We start from the raw sequence: 21,571 nt of genomic DNA, 5'->3' as shown, positions 1-21,571 counted from the left end.
CTTGTAATGCTCTATGCATAATCAATTTGCGAGGAATAGCCATGTTTGAACTGTTATTTGTGATTGGCTTTTTTGTCATGCTGCTGGTGACCGGCGTCTCGCTGGTGGGGATTATTGCGGCGCTGGTTGTCGCGACGGCGGTGATGTTTATCGGCGGCCTGTTTGCCCTGATGATCAAGCTGCTGCCCTGGCTGCTGCTGGCGATTGGCATCGTGTGGGCGATTCGGGCGATAAATTCACCGAAAGTGCCGCGCGCCCGGCGGGGCAGGGAGTGGCGCTATTAAGGTATTGCGGAGCGCGTCACAACCTGAGAACAAGCCGATAGGCGGTGCGCAATAAATCTGTCATTATTAGCCAAATAACGAATTCATCGTGCTGTACCCTACATACAGCCAACGATAAAAAAAGAAAGGGCTTCCTCCGGGAAGCCCTAATTCTTTTAGGGGATCAGCAGGCTCGACCCCTGCGTAGCCCGGCTCTGCAGCACCTCGTGCGCCCGGCTGGCGTCCGCCAGCGGGTACTTCTGATTTTCCGCCACATCGACCTTTATCGCGCCGCTGGCGATCAACGAGAACAGCTCATTGCTGGCCTCCGCCAGCTCCTCCCGCGTCGTTATATAGCCCTGCAGGGAAGGGCGGGTGACGTACAGGGAGCCCTTCTGGTTGAGGATCCCGAGGTTGACGCCGGTTACCGGGCCGGAAGAGTTGCCGAAGCTGACCATCAGGCCGCGCCGCTGCAGGCAGTCCAGCGACGCCTCCCAGGTCTCTTTCCCCACCGAATCGTACACTACCCGCAGCATTTCGCCGCCGGTTATCTCGCGCACGCGTTCGGCGATGTTCTCATCGCGGTAGTTAATGACCTGCCATGCCCCGGCGTCCAGCGCGCTCTGCGCTTTTTCCGCTGAGCCGACGGTGCCGATAAGCTTCGCCCCCAGCGATTTTGCCCACTGGCAGGCGATAAGCCCCACGCCGCCGGCGGCGGCGTGAAACAGGAACGGCTCGCCGGGCCGGATCTCATACGTTTTGCGCAGCAGATAAAACACCGTCAGTCCCTTCAGGAACGAGGCCGCGGCCTGCTCAAAGGAGATGGCGTCGGGCAGCAGGGCGGCCTTATCCGCCGGGACATTGTGCACCGTGCTGTAGGCTCCCAGCGGCGACTGGGCGTAGACCACCCGGTCGCCCTCTTTCAGGTGGCTGACGCCGCGGCCCACTTTGACCACCACGCCCGCGCCCTCGTTGCCCAGGCCGCTCGGCAGCGACGGCGGCGGATAGAGCCCGCTGCGAATATAGGTGTCGATATAGTTGATGCCGATAGCTCTGTTCTCGACCTGTACCTCATTCTCTGCGGGAGCCGCGGGGGTGAATTCGACGGGTTGCAGAACCTCCGGCCCGCCGTGCTGGTGAAACTCAATACGTGTTGCCATGATTCTGATTCCTCCTGAAAATGTGGTAACCTTTCGGCCCACTCTTTATCTCGGTAAGCTCCATTCACTATGGCAGGAAATAAACCCTTCAACAAACAGCAGGCTGAGCCCCGCGAACGCGATTTTCAGGTCGACGGTCTGAAGGTCCCGCCGCACTCGATTGAAGCGGAACAGTCGGTGTTGGGCGGTTTGATGCTGGATAACGAGCGCTGGGACGACGTCGCCGAGCGCGTGGTCTCTGACGATTTCTACACCCGTCCGCACCGCCATATCTTTACCGAGATGGCGCGCCTGCAGGAGTCGGGCAGCCCGATTGACCTGATCACCCTCGCCGAATCGCTGGAGCGCCAGGGGCAGCTCGATAGCGTGGGCGGTTTTGCCTATCTGGCCGAGCTGTCAAAAAATACGCCAAGTGCAGCAAATATCACGGCCTATGCGGACATCGTGCGCGAACGCGCGGTGGTGCGCGAAATGATCTCGGTGGCTAACGAGATCGCCGAAGCTGGCTTCGATCCCCAGGGGCGTACCAGCGAAGATCTGCTCGACCTCGCCGAGTCGCGGGTGTTTAAAATTGCCGAAAGCCGCGCCAATAAGGATGAAGGCCCGAAGAACATCGCCGACGTGCTGGACGCCACCGTCGCCCGCATCGAGCAGCTGTTCCAGCAGCCCCACGACGGCGTGACCGGCGTGAACACCGGCTATGACGATCTCAACAAGAAAACCGCCGGCCTCCAGCCGTCGGACCTGATCATCGTCGCCGCCCGTCCGTCGATGGGGAAAACGACATTTGCGATGAACCTCGTTGAAAATGCGGCGATGCTGCAGGATAAGCCGGTACTCATCTTCAGTCTTGAGATGCCCTCCGAGCAGATTATGATGCGTTCTCTCGCCTCCCTGTCGCGGGTGGATCAGACCCGCATCCGTACCGGCCAGCTCGACGACGAGGATTGGGCGCGGATCTCCGGCACCATGGGCATTCTGCTGGAGAAGCGCAATATCTATATCGACGACTCCTCCGGCCTGACGCCGACGGAAGTGCGCTCCCGCGCCCGGCGCATCGCCCGCGAACACGGCGGCATCGGTCTGATAATGATCGACTACCTGCAGCTGATGCGCGTGCCGTCGCTCTCCGATAACCGCACCCTGGAGATCGCGGAGATTTCCCGCTCCCTCAAAGCGCTGGCGAAAGAGCTGCAGGTGCCGGTGGTGGCCCTGTCGCAGCTTAACCGTTCCCTTGAGCAGCGCGCCGACAAGCGGCCGGTCAACTCGGATCTGCGTGAATCCGGCTCCATTGAGCAGGATGCAGACCTTATCATGTTCATCTACCGCGATGAGGTTTATCACGAGAACAGCGACCTGAAGGGGATCGCCGAAATTATTATTGGTAAGCAGCGTAACGGCCCTATCGGCACGGTGCGCCTGACCTTTAACGGGCAGTGGTCGCGTTTTGATAATTACGCGGGCCCTCAGTATGACGATGAGTAATTTTTAAGGAAGACACATGCAAGCGGCAACTGTGGTTATTGACCGCCGCGCTCTGCGACACAACCTGCAGCGCATTCGCGAGCTGGCGCCCGCCAGCAAAATCGTTGCAGTGGTGAAAGCAAACGCCTACGGGCACGGTCTGCTGGAGACCGCGCGTACGCTCCCCGATGCCGATGCCTTCGGCGTCGCCCGCCTGGAAGAGGCTCTGCGCCTGCGCGCCGGCGGTATCGTGCAGCCCATTCTGCTGCTGGAAGGCTTCTTTAACGCCGACGACCTGCCGGTGATCGCCGTGCAGGGTATGCAGACGGCGGTGCATAATCTTGAGCAGCTTGAGGCTCTTGAAAAGGCTACCCTTTCCGAGCCGATCGCAGTGTGGATGAAGCTCGACACCGGTATGCACCGCCTCGGCGTGCGCCCGGAAGAAGCTGAAGCCTTCTACCAGCGGCTGTGCCAGTGCAAAAACGTTCGCCAGCCGGTTAACGTCGTCAGCCACTTTGCCCGCGCCGACGAGCCGGAGAGCGGCGCCACCGAGCGGCAGCTGGATATCTTCAACACCTTCACCGCAGGCAAACCCGGCCTGCGCTCTATTGCCGCGTCGGGCGGCATTATCCTTTTTCCGCAGTCCCACTTCGACTGGGTGCGTCCGGGCATTATCCTCTACGGCGTCTCGCCGCTGGAGCAGCATCCCTGGGGCATCGAGCTGGGCCTGCAGCCGGTGATGTCGCTCACCTCCAGCCTGATTGCCGTGCGCGAGCACAAGGCGGGCGAGCCGGTGGGCTACGGCGGCACCTGGGTCAGCGAGCGCGATACCCGCCTCGGCGTGGTGGCGATGGGCTACGGCGACGGTTACCCGCGCGGCGCGCCGTCGGGCACGCCGGTGCGGGTCAACGGCCGCGAAGTGCCGCTGGTCGGGCGGGTGGCGATGGATATGATTTGCGTCGATCTTGGCCCAGAGTCGCGCGACAAAGCGGGCGATCCGGTGATTATGTGGGGCAAGGGCCTGCCGGTTGAGCGTATCGCTGAGATTACGAAAGTGAGTGCTTACGAACTTATCACGCGCCTGACGTCAAGGGTGGCGATGGAGTATATTGATTAATTCTTAGTGGCAGGCATCTTAAGACTATATAGCCACAGTCGGTTCAGTGCTCTATCATCTTTGTAAGATATGTTCTTACAGAGAGGTGCCTTATAGCACGCACAGTAACGGTCGATCTCGGTGATGAGCTGCGTGAATTTATTGAGTCCCTCATTGAGGCTGGCGATTACCGTACGCAGAGTGAAGTCATTCGTGAATCGCTAAGACTCCTCAGAGAAAAGCAGGCCGAGTCGCGCTTACAGACGCTACGTGACCTGCTGGCTGAAGGGTTAAGCAGCGGCGAACCGCAGGCGTGGGAAAAGGATGCTTTCCTGCGCAATGTGAAAAAGGGCACAAGGAAGGACAGTGAAGACCGTTAAACTCACGCCCCGGGCAAATGAGGATCTGGAGGCCATCTGGCATTATGGCTTCCGGCAGTTGGGTGAGACGTGTGCCGATCGTTATATCGCGCACATGTCTGAACTCTTTGAATATTAAGCAGTAATGCGATTGGGACCCGCCGTCCCGAACTTGGGGAAGGGATTTTTTCACTTCCCGTTGCACGCCATACGCTTTATTTCCTGCAGACCGCGATGGACATTATCATTATCCGCATTCTTAGCCAGCACCAGGATGCGGGGCGCCACCTTATCTGGCGGTAACCTCCTGTCGGTCAGACGGCGAACATCCCCCTCGATCTTCCCCCGCATCCAGTTTATTGTGGTGATCCCTGCCCTACATAACAGACTCCAGGAGAACCATCGCGTGTTTCAGAACGTTGACGCCTACGCCGGCGATCCCATCCTCTCTCTGATGGAAAAATTCAAAGACGATCCCCGCAGCGACAAGGTCAATCTCAGCATCGGCCTCTACTACAACGAAGAGGGCATTATCCCTCAGCTGCAGGCGGTTGCCGAGGCGGAGTCCCGCCTGAATGCCCAGCCGCACGGCGCCTCGGTGTATCTGCCGATGGAAGGCCTGAATACCTATCGCAGCGGCATTGCGCCCCTGCTGTTTGGCGCCGACCATCCGGTGCTGGCCCAGCAGCGCGTGGCGACCATTCAGACCCTCGGCGGCTCCGGCGCGCTGAAGGTCGGCGCCGATTTCCTTAAGCGCTACTTCCCGCAGTCGAAGGTGTGGGTCAGCGATCCGACCTGGGAAAACCACATCGCCATCTTTGAAGGGGCCGGCTTCGAAGTGGGTACTTACCCCTGGTTCGACAGTGAGAGCAACGGCGTGCGCGTTGAGGCCCTGCTGGAGAAGCTCGGCACCCTGCCGGAAAAAGATATCGTTCTGCTGCATCCCTGCTGCCACAACCCCACCGGCGCCGACTTGACGAACGCCGAGTGGGACTCGGTGACCGAAGTGCTGAAGGCGCGCAACCTGATCCCGTTCCTCGATATCGCCTACCAGGGCTTTGGCGCCGGGATGGAAGAGGACGCGTACGCTATCCGCACCATCGCCAGCGCCGGCCTGCCCGCGCTGGTCAGCAACTCGTTCTCGAAAATCTTCTCGCTGTACGGCGAGCGGGTCGGCGGGCTGTCGGTTATCTGCGACGATGCCGCCACGGCGGGCCGCGTGCTGGGTCAGCTGAAGGCGACCGTGCGCCGCAACTACTCCAGCCCGCCGAACTTCGGCGCGCAGGTCGTCTCGGCGGTGCTTAACAGCGCCGAGCTGAAGGCCAACTGGCTGGCGGAAGTGGAGATTATGCGCACCCGTATCCTGGAGATGCGCCAGGCGCTGGTGGCGGTGCTCAGGCAGGAGATGCCGGAAGGCAACTTTGATTATCTGCTTAAGCAGCGCGGCATGTTCAGCTATACCGGCCTCAGCGCGGCCCAGGTCGAGCGGCTGCGCGAAGAGTTTGGCGTCTACCTGATCGCCAGCGGCCGCATGTGCGTGGCGGGGCTGAACAGCCGCAACGTGCAGCGCGTGGCGAAAGCCTTTGCTGCCGTAATGTAAGTACTCACTGACGCACCCTGCCAGCGGGGTGCGCCAGGTTGAGGGTAAAAACCCTGCAAAGAGTGTGATCATCACCGTTTTCTATGACATCTACGTCATTTATTCCTTTCCTTCATCCCCCCGAGCCGTTAAGGTCTCAGATATTCGTTAAATACCCCCACATTCAAATTATTTATCAGCGGAAGATCCAGTGATTAACATGCGTAAGCTCACTCAGGCGCTCAGCGCGGCCTGCCTGCTTTTTACCGTTAACTGTACCGTGGCCGATGCCCACGCCTCGTCGCCATCGCCGCTCTACACCGGCACGAATGTCGCGAAGCTCGCCGAACAGGCGCCTATCCACTGGGTATCTATCGCGCAAATTGAAAATAGCCTGCTCGGTCGCCCGCCGATGGCGGTGGGTTTTGATATAGACGACACTGTGCTCTTCTCCAGCCCCGGCTTCTGGCGCGGCCAGAAAACCTGGGGCGATGACTACCTTAAAAACCCGGCCTTCTGGGAGAAGATGAACAACGGCTGGGATGCATTCAGCATTCCTAAAGAAGCCGGACGGGCGCTGATCGCCATGCACGTCAAGCGCGGCGACAGCATTTATTTCGTGACCGGCCGCAGCCAGACGAAGACCGAAACCGTCTCGAAGATGCTGCAGGATGATTTTCTTATTCCGGGCATCAACATGAACCCGGTGATTTTTGCCGGCGAGAAGGCCGGGCAGAACACGAAAGTCCAGTGGCTGCGCGAGAAGAACATAAAGGTGTTCTACGGCGACTCCGACAACGACATCACCGCCGCCCGCGACGCCGGCGCGCGCGGCATCCGCCTGCTGCGCGCCTCGAACTCGACCTACCGCCCGTTGCCGAACGCCGGCGCCTATGGCGAAGAGGTTATTGTTAATTCTGAGTATTAATTACGTGCACCGGCGGCTCCGGCCGCCGGTTCTTTACACATCTCTATTTTCCCTTTCTGTCGTCTTGCTGCACACTGAATACGTACTCTTTTAGTCGTATGGAGCAGCCGATGTGGCATCAGCAAATCGTAACCCTGTCCGCGAAACCGCGCGGTTTTCATCTTGTAACCGACGAACTGCTTGGCCCGATCCGCGAGATCGCATCCTGCAACGCGGGTCTTCTGCACCTGCTACTCCAGCACACATCCGCTTCCCTGACGCTCAATGAAAACTGCGACCCGACGGTGCGTTTTGATATGGAGCGGCACTTCCTGGGCGCCGTCCCGGAGGATGCGCCCTACGAACACGACTATGAAGGCCCGGACGATATGCCCGCGCACATCAAATCGTCGCTGCTCGGCGCGTCGCTGACTCTGCCGGTACAGAAGGGGCGGGTGCTGCTGGGGACCTGGCAGGGCATCTGGCTGGGGGAGCATCGCATACGCGGCGGCGCGCGGCGCATCGTCGCCACGCTGCAGGGGGAATAACAATGACGAGTTCGGATCTATTGCAGTACTGCATGGCAAAGGCCGGGGCAGCGCAGAGCGTGCACAGCGACTGGAAGGCAACCCAGATTAAAGTCGCAGATGTGCTGTTCGCGATGGTGAAAGAGGCGGAGGGGCGGCCGGCGGTAGCGCTGAAAACCACCCCGGCGCTGGCGGAGCTGCTGCGCCAGCAGCACAGCGATGTGCGCCCGAGCCGTCATCTCAATAAGCACTGCTGGAGCACGGTTTATCTCGACGGCTCTCTGCCGGACTCGCAGATCTACTATCTGGTGGACGCCTCATACCAGCAGGCGCTGACGCTGCTGCCGGAGGGGCTCCGGCAGCAGCTTTCTTCCTGACTATTTCAGCATTGGCTTGAGGAAGCGCGCCGTGTGTGAAGACTCACATTCGGCGACAGTTTCCGGCGTGCCGGCGACGAGGATCTCGCCGCCGCCGCTGCCGCCTTCCGGACCAAGATCGACAATCCAGTCGGCGGTCTTGATCACGTCAAGATTGTGCTCAATGACCACGATGGTGTTGCCCTGGTCGCGCAGCTGGTGCAGCACCTCCAGCAGCTGCTGGATATCGGCGAAGTGCAGGCCGGTGGTCGGCTCATCGAGGATATACAGCGTCTGACCGGTGCCGCGCTTGGAGAGCTCGCGCGCCAGCTTCACGCGCTGGGCCTCGCCGCCGGAGAGCGTGGTAGCGGACTGGCCGAGGCGGATATAGGTCAGGCCCACATCCATCAGGGTCTGCAGCTTGCGCGCCAGCGCAGGCACCGCGTCGAAGAACTCGCGCGCCTCTTCGATGGTCATATCCAGCACTTCGTGGATGGTCTTGCCCTTGTACTTAATCTCCAGGGTTTCGCGGTTATAGCGTTTGCCCTTGCACTGGTCGCACGGCACGTAGATATCCGGCAGGAAGTGCATCTCAACTTTAATCACGCCGTCGCCCTGGCAGGCCTCGCAGCGGCCGCCGCGCACGTTAAAGCTGAACCGGCCCGGCGTATAGCCGCGGGCGCGCGCTTCCGGTACGCCGGCAAACAGCTCGCGCACCGGGGTAAACACCCCGGTGTAGGTGGCCGGGTTGGAGCGCGGGGTGCGGCCAATCGGGCTCTGATCGATATCGATCACCTTATCGAAGTGCTCCAGGCCGCTGATATCGCGGTACGGCGCCGGTTCGGCGATGGTCGCGCCGTTGAGCTGGCGCTGGGCCAGCGGGAACAGCGTATCGTTAATCAGCGTTGACTTGCCGGAGCCGGAGACGCCGGTGATACAGGTAAACAGCCCCACCGGCAGCGTCAGGGTCACGTCCTTCAGGTTGTTGCCGCGGGCGCCGGTCAGCTTCAGCACCTTCTCCGGGTCGGCGGCCACGCGCTGTTTCGGCACGTCGATTTTACGCTTGCCGCTCATGAACTGGCCGGTGAGCGATTCCGGTACTGCCATAATGGCGTCCAGCGGCCCTTCGGCCACCACCTGGCCGCCGTGGACCCCGGCGCCTGGGCCGATGTCGATCACGTGGTCGGCGGCGCGGATCGCGTCTTCGTCGTGCTCCACCACGATCACCGTGTTGCCGAGGTTGCGCAGGTGGATAAGCGTGCCGAGCAGGCGCTCGTTGTCGCGCTGGTGCAGGCCGATGGACGGCTCGTCCAGTACGTACATCACGCCCACCAGTCCGGCGCCGATCTGGCTGGCCAGGCGGATGCGCTGGGCCTCGCCGCCGGAGAGCGTTTCCGCCGAGCGGGAAAGCGTCAGGTAGTTGAGGCCGACGTTAACCAGGAACTTCAGGCGGTCGCCGATCTCCTTCAGCACCTTCTCGGCGATCTTCGCCCGCTGGCCGGAGAGCTTCATGTTATTGAAGAAGTCCATCGCGTGGCCGATGCTCATGTCCGAAATGGTCGGCAGGGCGGTATTCTCCACAAATACGTGGCGCGCCTCGCGGTTCAGACGGGTGCCTCCGCAGCTGGCGCACGGGCGGTTGCTGATAAACTTCGCCAGCTCCTCGCGCACCGCGTTGGACTCGGTCTCTTTATAGCGGCGCTCCATGTTGTGCAGCACGCCTTCGAACGGATGGCGGCGCACCGAGGTATCGCCGCGATCGTTTATGTACTTAAACTCGATAGACTCTTTGCCCGAGCCGTTGAGCACCACTTTCTGCACCTTGTCGCTGAGGCTGCCCCAGGGCGCTTCTACGTCAAACTGATAGTGGTCCGCCAGCGACTTGAGCATCTGGAAGTAGTAGAAGTTGCGGCGATCCCAGCCGCGGATCGCGCCGCCGGCCAGCGACAGCTCCGGATTCTGGATCACGCGCTCGGGATCGAAATACTGCTGCACGCCGAGGCCGTCGCAGGTCGGGCAGGCGCCCGCCGGGTTGTTGAACGAGAACAGGCGAGGCTCAAGCTCGCGCATGCTGTAGCCGCAGATCGGGCAGGCGAAGTTGGCGGAGAACAGCAGCTCTTCCGCTTTTTCGTCATCCATATCCGCCACGATAGCGGTGCCGCCGGAGAGCTCCAGCGCCGTTTCAAAGGATTCGGCCAGCCGCTGCGCGAGGTCGTCGCGCACCTTAAAGCGGTCAATCACCACTTCAATAGTGTGCTTCTTCTGCAGCTCCAGCTTCGGCGGATCGGAGAGGTCGCATACTTCGCCGTCGATGCGGGCGCGAATATAGCCCTGGCTTGCCAGGTTCTCCAGCGTCTTGCTGTGCTCGCCCTTACGCTCTTTGATCACCGGCGCCAGCAGCATCAGGCGCTTGCCTTCCGGCTGCGACAGCACGTTATCGACCATCTGGCTGACGGTCTGCGCCGCCAGCGGCACGTCGTGATCCGGGCAGCGCGGCTCGCCGACGCGGGCGTACAGCAGGCGCAGGTAGTCGTGAATTTCGGTAATGGTGCCGACGGTGGAGCGCGGGTTGTGCGACGTCGACTTCTGCTCGATGGAAATCGCTGGCGATAGCCCTTCGATATGGTCGACGTCCGGCTTCTCCATCAGCGACAGAAACTGGCGCGCGTAGGCGGAGAGCGACTCCACGTAGCGCCGCTGCCCTTCGGCGTACAGCGTATCGAACGCCAGTGAAGATTTGCCAGACCCCGACAGCCCGGTGACAACGATCAGTTTGTCGCGAGGAATGACGAGGTTGATATTTTTGAGATTGTGGGTGCGGGCGCCCCGAACTTCGATCTTATCCATTCACCTTTCCCGGTAGAGACACGGACGCGGAATGCTGCCTGCGTGGTGGGCAGTACAATCGGCGGAAACGGCTAATTATGACACAGTTTTACCTGAATGAATATACAGTGCTGGAATTGTGGCCGCAGGCCCGGCAGTAACGGCCTTCCAGGTAAAGAGTTCTGCGGAATCGGCCTCGCAAACTATCAAAGCGCCGTCTGGTAATGCTACAATCCCGCGCTTAAACTTGTATAGAAATCCCTTCAGGAGACTCGATCATGGCCAGCAGAGGCGTAAACAAGGTAATTCTCGTCGGTAATCTGGGTCAGGACCCGGAAGTCCGCTATATGCCAAGCGGCGGGGCCGTGACGAACATTCGTATCGCCACCTCCGAATCCTGGCGCGACAAGGCGTCCGGCGAAATGAAAGAAGTGACCGAATGGCACACCGTGGTGATGTTCGGCAAGCTGGCGGAAGTGGCCGGCGAATACCTGCGTAAAGGCTCTCAGGTGTACATCGAAGGCCAGCTGCGCACCCGCAAATGGCAGGACCAGAGCGGCAACGATCGCTACTCGACCGAAATCGTCGTCGGCATGAACGGCGTGATGCAGATGCTCGGCGGCCGTCAGGGCGGCGGCGCACCGGCCGGTGGTCAGCAGCAGGGCGGCTGGGGCCAGCCGCAGCAGCCGCAGGGCGGCAATCAGTTCAGCGGCGGCGCGCAGTCTCGCCCGCAGCAGTCCTCCGCGCCGGCGCCGTCCAACGAACCGCCGATGGACTTCGACGACGATATTCCGTTCTGATGACTTAGCGTCAGCGAACATAAGCCTCCCGGCAACCGCCCGGAGGCTTTTTTATTAATAGCGTATCGTTATTAAATATTCCCTTAAAGTATAATAAGCTTCCTTTATTCAATTACTTCATTTCCTCAAAAGTCCATTTTTCTCCAGCGAGAAACCACCTAAAAACGTGCGTGAAATACCATATAGTTTCTCTGGTTGACTATATTGCTTTGGTTCTTCCGCTATTACCGGATTCATCTTTTAGATCGCTGAAATTAAATAAAATAAATACTCAGCGGATACTTAAGTTAAATTCCGATTATCATGAGAAAAATCTTAAATATATGGATTATGTTCTGAAATTTAGTGGGTTACTAAATTACCGTGTTGAATTGAAACGCACGTTATGTAAAATCTTGACCATAAGGTTAAAAAAATGTAAGCGCCGGGGCTTCTGTTCGCAGAAGGTCGTGCGGTAGCTATGGATTTAAGAACTGACAGTTTCTTCGCAGAAATAAATCAGGATGAACCCCGAATATAAAATGGCCTTACGCGCTTAATACTGCTTTCATAAAATAACAGAGTGCATGGAAAAACAGATGAAAATTAGAATGTTATTCGCCGCTGCAATCGCAGTGGGCCTGGTAGGATGTCAAACACCGAAACCGAAAATTACCGACGATACGATTGAAACCTCACAGGTGAATGGCGTGACGCTGACTCACCGCCATATCGTTGTCCCGCCCACAGAATTTACACCCATCAATACCGCCTATCGCGCGCTCTACTCTGCGGCAGTCATGAACCGTCCGGGCTACGGCGGCAAGGTTATTACCCAACTGCAGACCGGCGATACCTATACCGCGCTGGGCCAGGTTGACGGCGGATGGATTGCGCTGGCCAACGACGGCCAGGAACAGCTTATCGGCTATGCGCCTGCTAACGCGGTCGTGAAAAGCGAGCTGTACGACAAGACCGTCCGCGATCAGTCGCGCCGGCCGAAAAAAGCGCGCAAAAAAGCCACCTGCGTTAACGTCGATGGAAATACCAAAGCCTGCAAAAGCGGCAATAACGGTACCTGGATCCTTAACTGATCCCGGCCCTACGGATGATACCGTATGAAAAAACACATTTTTTTACGCCGGAGCTTTCTGGCGTTTTATTTGATTATGGCTACGTTGGTCAGCGGCTGCGGTTCGGCCTCGCACAGTGACCCCTCCCGGTACAATCTTCATTTTCAAGCCCACCCGCAAATAAACAACTCTGCGCCGCTGAAGGTTCGCGTGATGCTGCTCAAGTCTGATGCTGAATTTATGTCATCCGACTTTTACTCGCTGCAGAACCAGGCCCAGAAGGTGCTCGGCAGTAACCTGATCAATAGCGATGAGTTCTTCCTTATGCCCGGTCAGCTGGCAAAAAACCTGAGCGGACCGAGTTCGCCCGATGCCCGCTATATCGGCGTCATGGCGGAGTATCAGTCTCTGGATGGCAAAAAGTGGCGCATTTCGCTGCCGCTGCCCGATGCCGGCGACACGCCGTTCTGGAAGTTCTGGAAGCTCTCCTCGGATGAACTCCAGGCCAACCTCTTTCTTGACGTCAACGGGATCCGCGTCGTGACCCATTAATGCCTCCCTACAGGAATTCAGCATGAACAAAGCAGAAAAGGTGGTCTGGACCGAAGGCATGTTCCTGCGTCCGCACCACTTTCAGCGGGCGGAAAGCTACCTGCAACACCAAATCCGCGAGTGGGGCGGCCTGCAGCGCTCCTACCTGTGGGGATTTCTTGACGTCGAACTGGACGAAACCATGCTGCGCCAGGGCTGTATCGCCCTGAGCTATGCCAGCGGCCTGCTGCCGGACGGCACCTTCTTTCAGTTTCTCGACGGTCGCCACGGTCCGGCGCCGCTGGCCATCCCGGACAATACCAGCAACGAAAAAGTGGTGCTGGCGCTGCCGGTGCGCCGCGGCGGACGGGAAGAGGTTATCTTCAGCGAAGAGCGTGACACGCTGGCGCGCTTTACCGCCTTCGAACAGGAAGTGGAGGACGACAACGCCCTGTCGGTGGGCGATGCCACCGTGCAGTTTGCCCGCCCGCGCCTGAAGCTGATGCTGGAAAAAGACCTCACCGCCGAGTGGACCGCCATCGGCGTCGCCTTTGTGGTCGAGAAGCGTAACGATAACCTCGTGCGCCTCGATAGCGGCTATATTCCGCCGACGCTCAACGCCAGCAACCAGACGCTGCTCTTCGGTATGCTTAACGATCTGCACGGCCTGCTGGTGCAGCGCAGCCAGCAGGTGGCGGGGCGCCTGCGCCAGCCGGGGCGCTTCAATACCTCTGAGCTTATCGAATTTACCCTGCTGACGCTGGTTAATCGCCACCTCGGCGAGGCGGCGCACATGAAAAACCTGCCGCTGCTCCACCCGGAAGCGCTGTGGCGCAGCTGGCTGCCCTTCGCCTGCGAGCTGGCGACCTGGACCGCCCAGCGGACCCTTGAGAACGCGCCGCCGGTCTACGATCACGACGATCTGGCCGGCTGCTTCGGCAAACTGATGCTGCTCCTGCGCCAGGGTCTGTCGCTGGTGATGGAAGACAACGCCATTCAGCTGCCGCTCACCGAACGCTCCCACGGCCTCAATATCGCCACCGTGCCCGATACCAGCATGGTACGCGAGTTCGGTTTCGTGCTGGCGGTAAAAGCCAGCGTGCCGGGCGAAATCCTGCTCACCCACTTCCCGGCGCAGATGAAGATCGCCCCGGTCAGCAAGATCCGCGACCTTGTCCAGCTCCAGCTGCCCGGCCTCGTGCTGCGGGCGATGCCCGCCGCGCCGCCGCAGATTCCGTGGCACGCCGGCTACAACTATTTCGAACTGGAAAAGGGCAGCGAGCTGTGGGGTGAAATGGAGAAATCCGGCGCCTTCGCGCTGCACCTGGCGGGCGAGTTCCCCGGACTGGACATGGAATTCTGGGCTATCCGTAGCTCAGCAGAATAATAAAGCGAGCGTTTAACTATGCAGCAACAGCAGGCTCCCGGCAGCACGCAGGAACAACAGGCCACCGGCCCCCGCGCCGTTGAGGCGGGTGCCAGCGGTAATAATCCGCTGGTGGCAGCCGCCAGTCCCTTGCTCAACGCGATTCCGCAGATCCGCCACTCGGTCTCGCACGACGATCGGGAAGGGCTGCGGCAGAAGCTGATCGATGAAATCCGCCGTTTCGAAGTGCGCTGCCAGCAGGCGGGGCTGGCGTATGAGGTGATCGTCGGCGCGCGTTACTGTCTGTGCACGGCGCTGGACGAGGCCGCGGCGCTGACGCCGTGGGGCGGCGGCGGCATCTGGTCGGGCAACGGCCTGCTGGTCACCTTCCACAACGAAACCTGGGGCGGGGAGAAGTTCTTCCAGCTGCTGGCCCGCCTGTCGCAGAACCCGCGCGAACATATTAATCTGCTGGAGCTTATCAACTACTGCCTGCTGCTCGGCTTCGAGGGGCGCTACCGGGTGATGGACAACGGCCGCACCCAACTGGAGACCATCAAGCAGCGCCTGCGGCAGATGATCTACGGCGTGCGCGGCGCCTACGCGCCGCCGCTCTCGCCCCACGGCGAAGACCGCCCGGTGCTGCGCAAGCTGTGGCGCCCGGTGGTGCCCCTGTGGGCCTGCGCCGCGCTGGCGGGTTTCGTCGCCTGTCTGTTCTACATCATTCTCAACTGGCGGCTGGGGGATGCCACCAGCCCGGTGCTGGCGAAAATCTACCAGACCCAGCTGCCGGAGGCCGCCGTCGCGCAGCCCGCCGAGAAGCCGCCGGCGGTGCTCAACCTGCGCGGCTTCCTGCGCCCGGAAATCGAAGAGGGGCTGGTGGCGGTGCGCGACGAAGCCGACCGCAGCGTGGTGATCCTCAAGGGCGACGGCCTGTTCGCCTCCGCCTCAACGGTGGTGCGCGACCGCTACGCCACGGTGATTGACCGCATCGCCCAGGCAATGAATAACGTCAGCGGACGGATTCTGGTGGTGGGCTACAGCGATAACGTGCCGATCCGCAGCGCGCGCTTTGCCTCTAACTACGAGCTCTCCCTGGAACGCGCCCGCTCGGTGCAGAAGCAGCTGCAGAAACATCTTTCCCAGCCCGGCCGCGCGAAGGCCGAAGGGCGCGGCGAGGTCGACCCGATTGCGCCGAACAACACGCCTGAGAACCGCGCACGCAACCGCCGTGTGGAAATTACGCTGCTGGTGTCGCCTGACAACACCCAGGCCGAGCTGAACGGATTGCCACAAGGAAACTAAAGGATGCTGACGACTCTGCTTTCAATACTGACTAACCGCATTCTCTGGGGCTTCCTCGGCGCCACGGCCGTGGCCTCCGTTATCTGGATGATTGGCCCGCTGCTCTCCATCGTTGATACCCGGCCGCTGGAGTCCACCCAGAACCGGATTATCACCATCGCGGTGGTCTACCTGTTCTGGGCCCAGAGCCACATCGTGCCCCGGCTGTACAACGCCTGGCTCAACCGCAAGCTGATGGATAACCTGCAGGAGCAGGAGAAGAAAAAGAGCGCCGCCGGCGAAAATGACCCGCAGGCGCGCCTCAACAGCGAGGATCAGATCCTTTCCGAACGCTTTGACGAGGCGGCGCAGGTGCTGAAAAAGGCCCACTTCAGCAAAGCGGGCAGCAGCGCCTGGACCCAGCGCTTTAGCACCCAGTACCTCTATCAGCTGCCGTGGTACGTGATTATCGGCGCCTCCGGCTCCGGGAAAACTACCGCGCTCGCCAACTCCGGCCTGCAGTTTCCGCTGGCGGACCGCTTCGGCAAGACCGCCCTGCGCGGCATCGGCGGCACCCGCAACTGCGACTGGTGGTTCACCAACGAGGCGGTGCTGCTGGATACCGCCGGCCGCTACACTACCCAGGAGAGCGAACAGGCCCAGGACGCGGGCGAATGGCTGAAGTTTATCGGCCTGCTGCGCAAGTACCGCCGCCGTCAGCCGATTAACGGCGTGGTGGTGACCATCAGTATTTCCGACCTGCTGACCCAGTCGCCGGAGGCCTCCCGCCAGCAGGCGGTAAACCTGCGCCAGCGCCTCTCTGAACTGCACGAGCAGCTGGGTATCCGCTTCCCGGTTTATGTGCTGGTTACTAAAGCGGACCTGCTGAAGGGCTTCCGGGCGTGGTTTGCCGACTACGACAAGGCGCAGCGGGACCAGATCTGGGGCTTCACCTTCCCGTGGGAGCAGGCGAAGCTGGCGGGCTTTGACCTGATGGGCAACTTCCACCAGGAGTTCTCGCAGCTGCAGCAGCGCCTCGATGCCGGGCTGGGGGACACCATGCTCCAGGAGCACGACGCGAAGGCCCGCGCCGAGGCGTGGCTTTTCCCGCAGGAGTTCGCCGCCCTCAGGCCGCTGCTGGCGGACTACCTGAGCACCGTCTTTGCCCGCTCCAACTTTGAAACCGAATTCTCGCCGCGCGGCATCTACTTCGCCAGCGGCACCCAGGAGGGGCTGCCGTTTGACCGGGTGATGGGCGAGCTGAACCGCTCCCTGTCGCTGCCCCAGGGCGCCGAAGGCGACAGCTGGGACGCGGTCAGCAAAGAGGCGCCGATCCCCGGCGGCAAAGGCCAGAGCTACTTTATCAAGAACCTGCTGCAGAACGTCATCTTCCAGGAGGCGGGCATTGCCGGGCAGAACCGCTGGTGGGAGCTGCGCAGCCGGGCGGTGATCTGGTCCGGCTATGCGCTGCTGGCGCTGCTGCTGGTGGTGCTCGGCTGGCTGTGGCTGGTGAGCTACGGCAACAACAAGAGCTATCTGCAGCAGGTGGACGCTAAAGTGCCGCCGCTGGAGCAGCAGAGTAAAGCCCTGCAGGATCCGTCGCAGCGCGACCTGTTCAGCATGCTGCCGCTGCTCAACGGCCTGCAGGCACTGCCGAAGAGCGACGACTTTGACCTCAACGCGCCGCCGCTGACCCGCCGCATGGGCCTGTACCGCGGCAATGACGTCAGCGACGCCTCGCAGACCCTGTATCAGAAGGCGCTGACCCAGATGCTGCTCCCGGACGTGGCGATGCGCATCACCACCTGGCTGCGCAACGACAACGGCAGCGACGTGGAGTACAGCTACGAGGCGCTGAAGGCCTACCAGATGCTCTACCTGCCGAAAAAGTATGACGGCAAGTTCCTCACCTCCTGGGTGATGCTCAACCTGCAGCGCAATCTGCCGCAGAACGTTACCCAGGCGCAGCTGCGCCAGCTTGAGGGGCACCTGATTGCCCTGCTGGAGCCGCAGATCCAGTCGTCGCCCTATGCTAAGGACGATGCGCTGATCGCCCGCGAGCGGGCGCTGATTAACCAGCAGCCGCTCTCGACCCGCGTCTACGGTCGCCTCAAGCGCCTGCTGGAGCACGACGATGACCTGAAGCCGGTGTCGCTGGCGACCCTCGGCGGCCCGCAGAGCGAGCTGGTGTTCTCGCGCAAAAGCGGTAAGCCGGTGAGCGACGGCGTGCCGGGGCTTTACACCCCGGACGGCTACTGGAACGTCTTCAACAAGCAGATCGACAGCGTGACCACCGCCCTGCACGAGGACGACAGCTGGGTGCTGGGCGCCACCACCGCCCAGGAAGACAAGCAGCAGACCGATAACGCCGTGCGCCAGCTTTACGTGCGCGACTTTATCGCCAGCTGGGACAGCTACATCCAGGATATCCAGCTTAACAACAGCGCCGATCTGTCGTCGCGGATCAACACCGCCCGGCTGATTTCCGGCAGCAGCTCGCCGCTGCGCCGGCTGGTGATTAACTTAAGCCAGGTGCTGACGCTGAGCCGCGCCGAGCCGGAGCAGGCGGATGGCGGAAAAGAGAAACCGGCGGACAACCGCGCCACCCGCACGCTGGAGGCGCTGTTCAGCAACGGCGAACAGCGCGCCCCCCAGGGCGGGGCCATCGCCCAGACCCCGGAGCAGCAGGCGACCGACCACTTTGCGCCGCTGATCGAACTGGCGCAGCCGCTGGAGAAGGGCAGCAAGACCATCGTCTTCGATGACTTCCTCAAGCAGGTGGACGAGCTTTACCGCTATCTGACGGCGGTGCAGGACGCGGCCAACAGCGGCATGCAGCCGCCGGGCGGCGACGCTATCAGCCGCCTGCAGGCCAGCGCCGGGCGCCTGCCGGGCGGACTGCAGACCATGTTCAGTAAAATGGCCAGCGGCGCCAGCAGCGACACCCAGCAGCGGGACCTGAACAACATCCGCAAGCGGCTGAACGTTGAGGTGGGCGGCTTCTGCCGCCAGGCCATCGCCGGCCGCTATCCGCTGGTGCGCGGGGCGCGCACCGAGGTGACTCCGGACGACCTGGCGCGCATGTTTGCCCCCGGCACCGGCATGATGGACACCTTCTTTCGCGATAACCTGACCAACAAAGTCGATACCACCCAGAGCAGCTGGCGCTTTACGCCGGGCATCGACGGCAAAACGCTGCCGGGCAGCGAAAGCATGCTGCGCCCGTTCCAGCAGGCGCAGTCGATCCGCGATGCCTTCTTTGCCAACGGCGCGACGTCGCCCGCCTTCAAGGTGAGCGTGCGCACCATCAGCATGGACAACCGCATTCTTAACCTGACGCTCGACGTTGACGGCCAGCAGCTGCGCTACAGCCACGGCCCGCAGGCGGTGCAGATGATGAGCTGGCCGGGACCGGGCGGCACCAGCCAGGTGCGCATGCAGCTGGGCCTGGCGGACGGCACCACCTCCACGCTGACCACCAGCGGCGCCTGGGCGCTCAACCGTTTCTTCGACAAGGCACGCACCGCGCCCGGCAGCAGCAGCCTCAGCCGCCAGGCCACCTTTAACGTTGACGGCCATCAGGTGACGCTGGAGTTTGCGCCGAACAGCATTCGCAACCCGTTCCAGCTGCCGCATTTTTCATGTCCTTAACCCTCCAGGAAAGCCGAATGACGAACATCCCTTCGCCCGGCTGGTACGGCAAGCTGCCGAGTACCGGTGATTTTTTACAGCGCCGCTTCCCGGACATCCTGGTCCGCCAGTGGTCGCACTGGTTCCAGGTAGGGCTGCTCGCCTGGCAGCAGGAGCAGCAGCGCAGCGGCGAGCGTGAATTCAGCAGCGCTCCGGTGTGGAATTTTATCGTGCCGCCGATGCTCAGCGGCCAGATGGTGCAGATGGGCTGCCTGATCCCCGGCCGCGACCGGGTCGGCCGCCAGTATCCGATCTGCGTCCAGCTCGCATTTAACCCGCTGGAGTGGTCGCCGCAGATCCTCAGCCGGGCAGGGGAGTGGTATGAGCAGGTGGGCCGCACGCTGCTGCACGCGGTGCGCAACGGCTACTCCGCCGAACAGCTGGACGCGGCCCTGCTGGCGATCCCGGCCCCGCGCCTCGGCGAGCCGGAGCAGCGCTCGGAGATCCTCGACGTGATCGGCTACGACGGCGACGGCCAGAGCACCCTGGGCTGGCAGCAGGCCGCCGACTGTTTCGATCCCCAGCGGCAGACCAGCTTCTGGTGGACCAACCGCGCCGACGGCTATCCGCTCTACACCCACGTGCACAGCGGCAACCTGACCGGACAGCTGTTTACCCTGCTGTTCGATCCCGCCGGCGGGGCGCGGCCCGGCCGCCACGGCCTCTATCCGCCGATGTTTGAATAAGCAGGCTACCGATGAATATTGATGAATTTCTGACGCCCGTGAGCCACGAACAGCCGTGCGGCGACAACCTTGAATACGACGCCGACTTTCAGGCGATGGAGCAGGCGAGCCAGGGCAAAGCCGAGCAGCAGTTTGGCGACACCATCATCCCGGCGGAGCCCGCCGACTGGATGCAGGTCGAGAAGCTGGCCTCGGACCTGCTGGCCCGCACCAAAGATCTGCGGGTGATGGTCTCCCTGACCCACGCCTGGACCCGCCGCCGGGGCCTGGCGGGCTACGCCGACGGCGTGACGCTGATCCGCCAGGCGCTGACGCTCTGGTGGCAGCCGCTGTATCCCCTGCTGGAAGAGTACGGCGAAGAAGATCCGTTTTACCGCATCAACGCCCTCGCGGGGCTGGGGGACAAATCCTCCCTCACTACCGCGCTGCGCAATGCCCTGCTGCTGCGCAGCAGCGGCGACGAGCTGAGCCTGCGCGACGCCCAGGCGCTGCTCGACGGCAGCAAAACCGAGTGCCCCGACTATCCCGGCGGCCGCTCGCGGCTGATTGACGAACTGGCGAGGGCGGAACAGCCCGGCATTCAGGCGATTGTCACCATTCACCAGCAGCTGCAGGCCATCTACGATCTGCTGGTGGATAAGCTCGGGGAAAGCAATGCCCCGGAGATGGAGCAGCTGCTGAAAAGCGTCGGCCTGGTGGCCAGCGCCTGCCAGATAACCGATCTCTCAACCTTCCAGCCCGCCGGCGAGGAGAGTGCCGTGAGTGAACCGACAACCGCCGCCGCCGCCGCGCCCGCGCCGCAGGCGGTGGACTGGCGCAACGCCCAAGTAACGACCCGCGCCGACGCCCAGCTGATGCTCGAAAAGGCGAAGCAGTATTTTGCCCGCTACGAGCCCAGCCACCCGGCGCCGCTGATGATCGAGCGGGTGCAGAAGCTCGCCGAGCTGGACTTCATGGAGATCATTCGCGATCTCGCCCCCGACGGCGTGCATCAGCTGGAAACTATCTTTGGACGTCGCGACTGACGCGACCAGACGCTACGGCGGCAGGCATAACGTCTGGCGCACAACCTTTACCGCGCATCTACGATGGAGAACATCATGGCTATAAGTAAGAGTGGGCAGAAGTTTATCGCGCGCAACCGCGCGCCCCGCGTGCAGATCGAGTACGACGTCGAGATTTACGGCGCGGAACGCAAAATCCAGCTGCCTTTCGTCATGGGCGTCATGTCCGATCTGGTCGGCAAGCCGGTGGACAACCTGCCGCCGGTGGACGAACGCAAGTTCCTCGATATCGACATCGACAACTTCGACGAGCGCATGAAGGCGCTGAAGCCGCGGGTGGCCTTTAACGTCGACAACACCCTGACCGGCGAAGGCAAGCTCAACGTCGATCTGACCTTCGATAGCATGGAAGACTTCCTGCCGGACGCGGTGGCCCGCAAAGTCGAGCCGCTGAATAAGCTGCTGGAAGCCCGCACCCAGCTCTCTAACCTGCTGACCTATATGGACGGCAAAAACGGCGCCGAAGAGCTGATCGCCAAAATTCTGCAGGATCCGACGCTGCTCAAGTCCCTGAGCCAGGTCCCGAACCAGGATGACAGCGCCAAAGGCAAAGAGGAGTAA

Annotated in this window: 19 protein-coding genes and 1 pseudogene; 18 read left to right on the top strand and 2 right to left on the bottom strand. The window is 61.4% G+C overall.

Translation table 11 applies throughout. From position 1 onward, the window contains the following. Positions 1–41 precede the first annotated feature (41 nt). A complete protein-coding gene (gene pspG / locus ENGE1_RS13725; RefSeq protein WP_043081671.1) occupies positions 42–284 on the top strand; it encodes an envelope stress response protein PspG in 243 nt (80 codons plus the stop codon). Positions 285–439: 155 nt separating this feature from the next. Here the strand turns inward: pspG and ENGE1_RS13720 are convergent, their stop codons facing one another. Further along, positions 440–1,423, bottom strand: a complete 984-nt coding sequence (locus ENGE1_RS13720) for a quinone oxidoreductase (protein WP_048254001.1) — start codon at positions 1,421–1,423, stop codon at positions 440–442. A 69-nt stretch (positions 1,424–1,492) separates the two neighbouring features. On the opposite strand from ENGE1_RS13720, the gene dnaB reads away from it, so the two are divergent. The 8 genes and pseudogenes from dnaB to ENGE1_RS13685 all read left to right on the top strand — a co-directional run bounded on the left by dnaB (position 1,493) and on the right by ENGE1_RS13685 (position 7,732). Beyond that, positions 1,493–2,908: a replicative DNA helicase gene (gene dnaB, locus ENGE1_RS13715; RefSeq protein ID WP_043081673.1), complete on the top strand. Its 1,416-nt coding sequence runs from the start codon at positions 1,493–1,495 to the stop codon at positions 2,906–2,908. Between the two features lie 16 nt (positions 2,909–2,924). Continuing rightward, positions 2,925–4,004 (top strand): alanine racemase, encoded by a 1,080-nt coding sequence (alr, locus tag ENGE1_RS13710; RefSeq protein ID WP_043081674.1) that lies wholly within the window; start codon positions 2,925–2,927, stop codon positions 4,002–4,004. Positions 4,005–4,057: 53 nt separating this feature from the next. Then, positions 4,058–4,363: a type II toxin-antitoxin system ParD family antitoxin gene (locus tag ENGE1_RS26990; RefSeq protein ID WP_106913018.1), complete on the top strand. Its 306-nt coding sequence runs from the start codon at positions 4,058–4,060 to the stop codon at positions 4,361–4,363. Beyond that, positions 4,350–4,645 (top strand): annotated as a pseudogene (locus tag ENGE1_RS28040) (type II toxin-antitoxin system RelE/ParE family toxin). The gene ENGE1_RS26990 and the pseudogene ENGE1_RS28040 overlap by 14 nt, the downstream one beginning before the upstream one ends. A 103-nt stretch (positions 4,646–4,748) precedes the next feature. Beyond that, positions 4,749–5,942: an aromatic amino acid transaminase gene (gene tyrB / locus ENGE1_RS13700; RefSeq protein ID WP_048253999.1), complete on the top strand. Its 1,194-nt coding sequence runs from the start codon at positions 4,749–4,751 to the stop codon at positions 5,940–5,942. Positions 5,943–6,141: 199 nt separating this feature from the next. Continuing rightward, entirely contained in the window at positions 6,142–6,849 is a 708-nt protein-coding gene (aphA, locus tag ENGE1_RS13695) for an acid phosphatase AphA (protein ID WP_048254046.1), read from the top strand. 110 nt (positions 6,850–6,959) lie between these two features. After that, complete coding sequence (locus ENGE1_RS13690; protein WP_043081679.1) at positions 6,960–7,376, top strand: secondary thiamine-phosphate synthase enzyme YjbQ; 417 nt, start codon at positions 6,960–6,962, stop codon at positions 7,374–7,376. A 2-nt stretch (positions 7,377–7,378) separates the two neighbouring features. Further along, positions 7,379–7,732 carry an MmcQ/YjbR family DNA-binding protein gene (locus ENGE1_RS13685; RefSeq protein ID WP_043081680.1) on the top strand — a complete coding sequence of 118 codons (354 nt, stop codon included), beginning with the start codon at positions 7,379–7,381 and terminating at the stop codon, positions 7,730–7,732. On the opposite strand, the gene uvrA is transcribed toward ENGE1_RS13685, so the two are convergent. Continuing rightward, positions 7,733–10,558: an excinuclease ABC subunit UvrA gene (gene uvrA / locus ENGE1_RS13680; protein WP_048253998.1), complete on the bottom strand. Its 2,826-nt coding sequence runs from the start codon at positions 10,556–10,558 to the stop codon at positions 7,733–7,735. It lies immediately after the preceding gene. Between the two features lie 257 nt (positions 10,559–10,815). Here uvrA and ssb1 point away from each other — a divergent pair, with 257 nt between their 5' ends. The 9 genes from ssb1 to tssB all read left to right on the top strand — a co-directional run bounded on the left by ssb1 (position 10,816) and on the right by tssB (position 21,571). Then, a complete protein-coding gene (gene ssb1, locus ENGE1_RS13675; protein WP_043081684.1) occupies positions 10,816–11,337 on the top strand; it encodes a single-stranded DNA-binding protein SSB1 in 522 nt (173 codons plus the stop codon). A gap of 578 nt (positions 11,338–11,915) precedes the next feature. Next, positions 11,916–12,410: a hypothetical protein gene (locus tag ENGE1_RS13670; RefSeq protein ID WP_048253997.1), complete on the top strand. Its 495-nt coding sequence runs from the start codon at positions 11,916–11,918 to the stop codon at positions 12,408–12,410. Positions 12,411–12,434: 24 nt separating this feature from the next. Next, positions 12,435–12,941, top strand: coding sequence for a type VI secretion system lipoprotein TssJ (tssJ, locus tag ENGE1_RS13665; RefSeq protein WP_043081689.1), 507 nt, complete (start codon positions 12,435–12,437; stop codon positions 12,939–12,941). Positions 12,942–12,963: 22 nt separating this feature from the next. After that, a complete protein-coding gene (tssK, locus tag ENGE1_RS13660; RefSeq protein ID WP_043081691.1) occupies positions 12,964–14,307 on the top strand; it encodes a type VI secretion system baseplate subunit TssK in 1,344 nt (447 codons plus the stop codon). Between the two features lie 18 nt (positions 14,308–14,325). Beyond that, complete coding sequence (locus tag ENGE1_RS13655; protein WP_043081692.1) at positions 14,326–15,591, top strand: DotU family type VI secretion system protein; 1,266 nt, start codon at positions 14,326–14,328, stop codon at positions 15,589–15,591. 3 nt (positions 15,592–15,594) lie between these two features. After that, the gene (gene tssM, locus ENGE1_RS13650) at positions 15,595–19,221 is read left to right on the top strand and encodes a type VI secretion system membrane subunit TssM (RefSeq protein ID WP_048253996.1); all 3,627 of its coding nucleotides are present in this window, start codon (positions 15,595–15,597) and stop codon (positions 19,219–19,221) included. 17 nt (positions 19,222–19,238) lie between these two features. Further along, positions 19,239–19,946 carry a type VI secretion system-associated protein TagF gene (gene tagF, locus ENGE1_RS13645; protein WP_048253995.1) on the top strand — a complete coding sequence of 236 codons (708 nt, stop codon included), beginning with the start codon at positions 19,239–19,241 and terminating at the stop codon, positions 19,944–19,946. An 11-nt stretch (positions 19,947–19,957) separates the two neighbouring features. Next, positions 19,958–20,971, top strand: coding sequence for a type VI secretion system protein TssA (tssA, locus tag ENGE1_RS13640; protein ID WP_048253994.1), 1,014 nt, complete (start codon positions 19,958–19,960; stop codon positions 20,969–20,971). Positions 20,972–21,046: 75 nt separating this feature from the next. Continuing rightward, a complete protein-coding gene (gene tssB, locus ENGE1_RS13635; RefSeq protein WP_043081696.1) occupies positions 21,047–21,571 on the top strand; it encodes a type VI secretion system contractile sheath small subunit in 525 nt (174 codons plus the stop codon).

Origin of the sequence: Pluralibacter gergoviae ATCC 33028 = NBRC 105706, from assembly GCF_001598855.1 — a bacterium.
Lineage (GTDB): Bacteria > Pseudomonadota > Gammaproteobacteria > Enterobacterales > Enterobacteriaceae > Pluralibacter > Pluralibacter gergoviae.
This window is presented reverse-complemented; position numbering and strand designations above follow the sequence as displayed.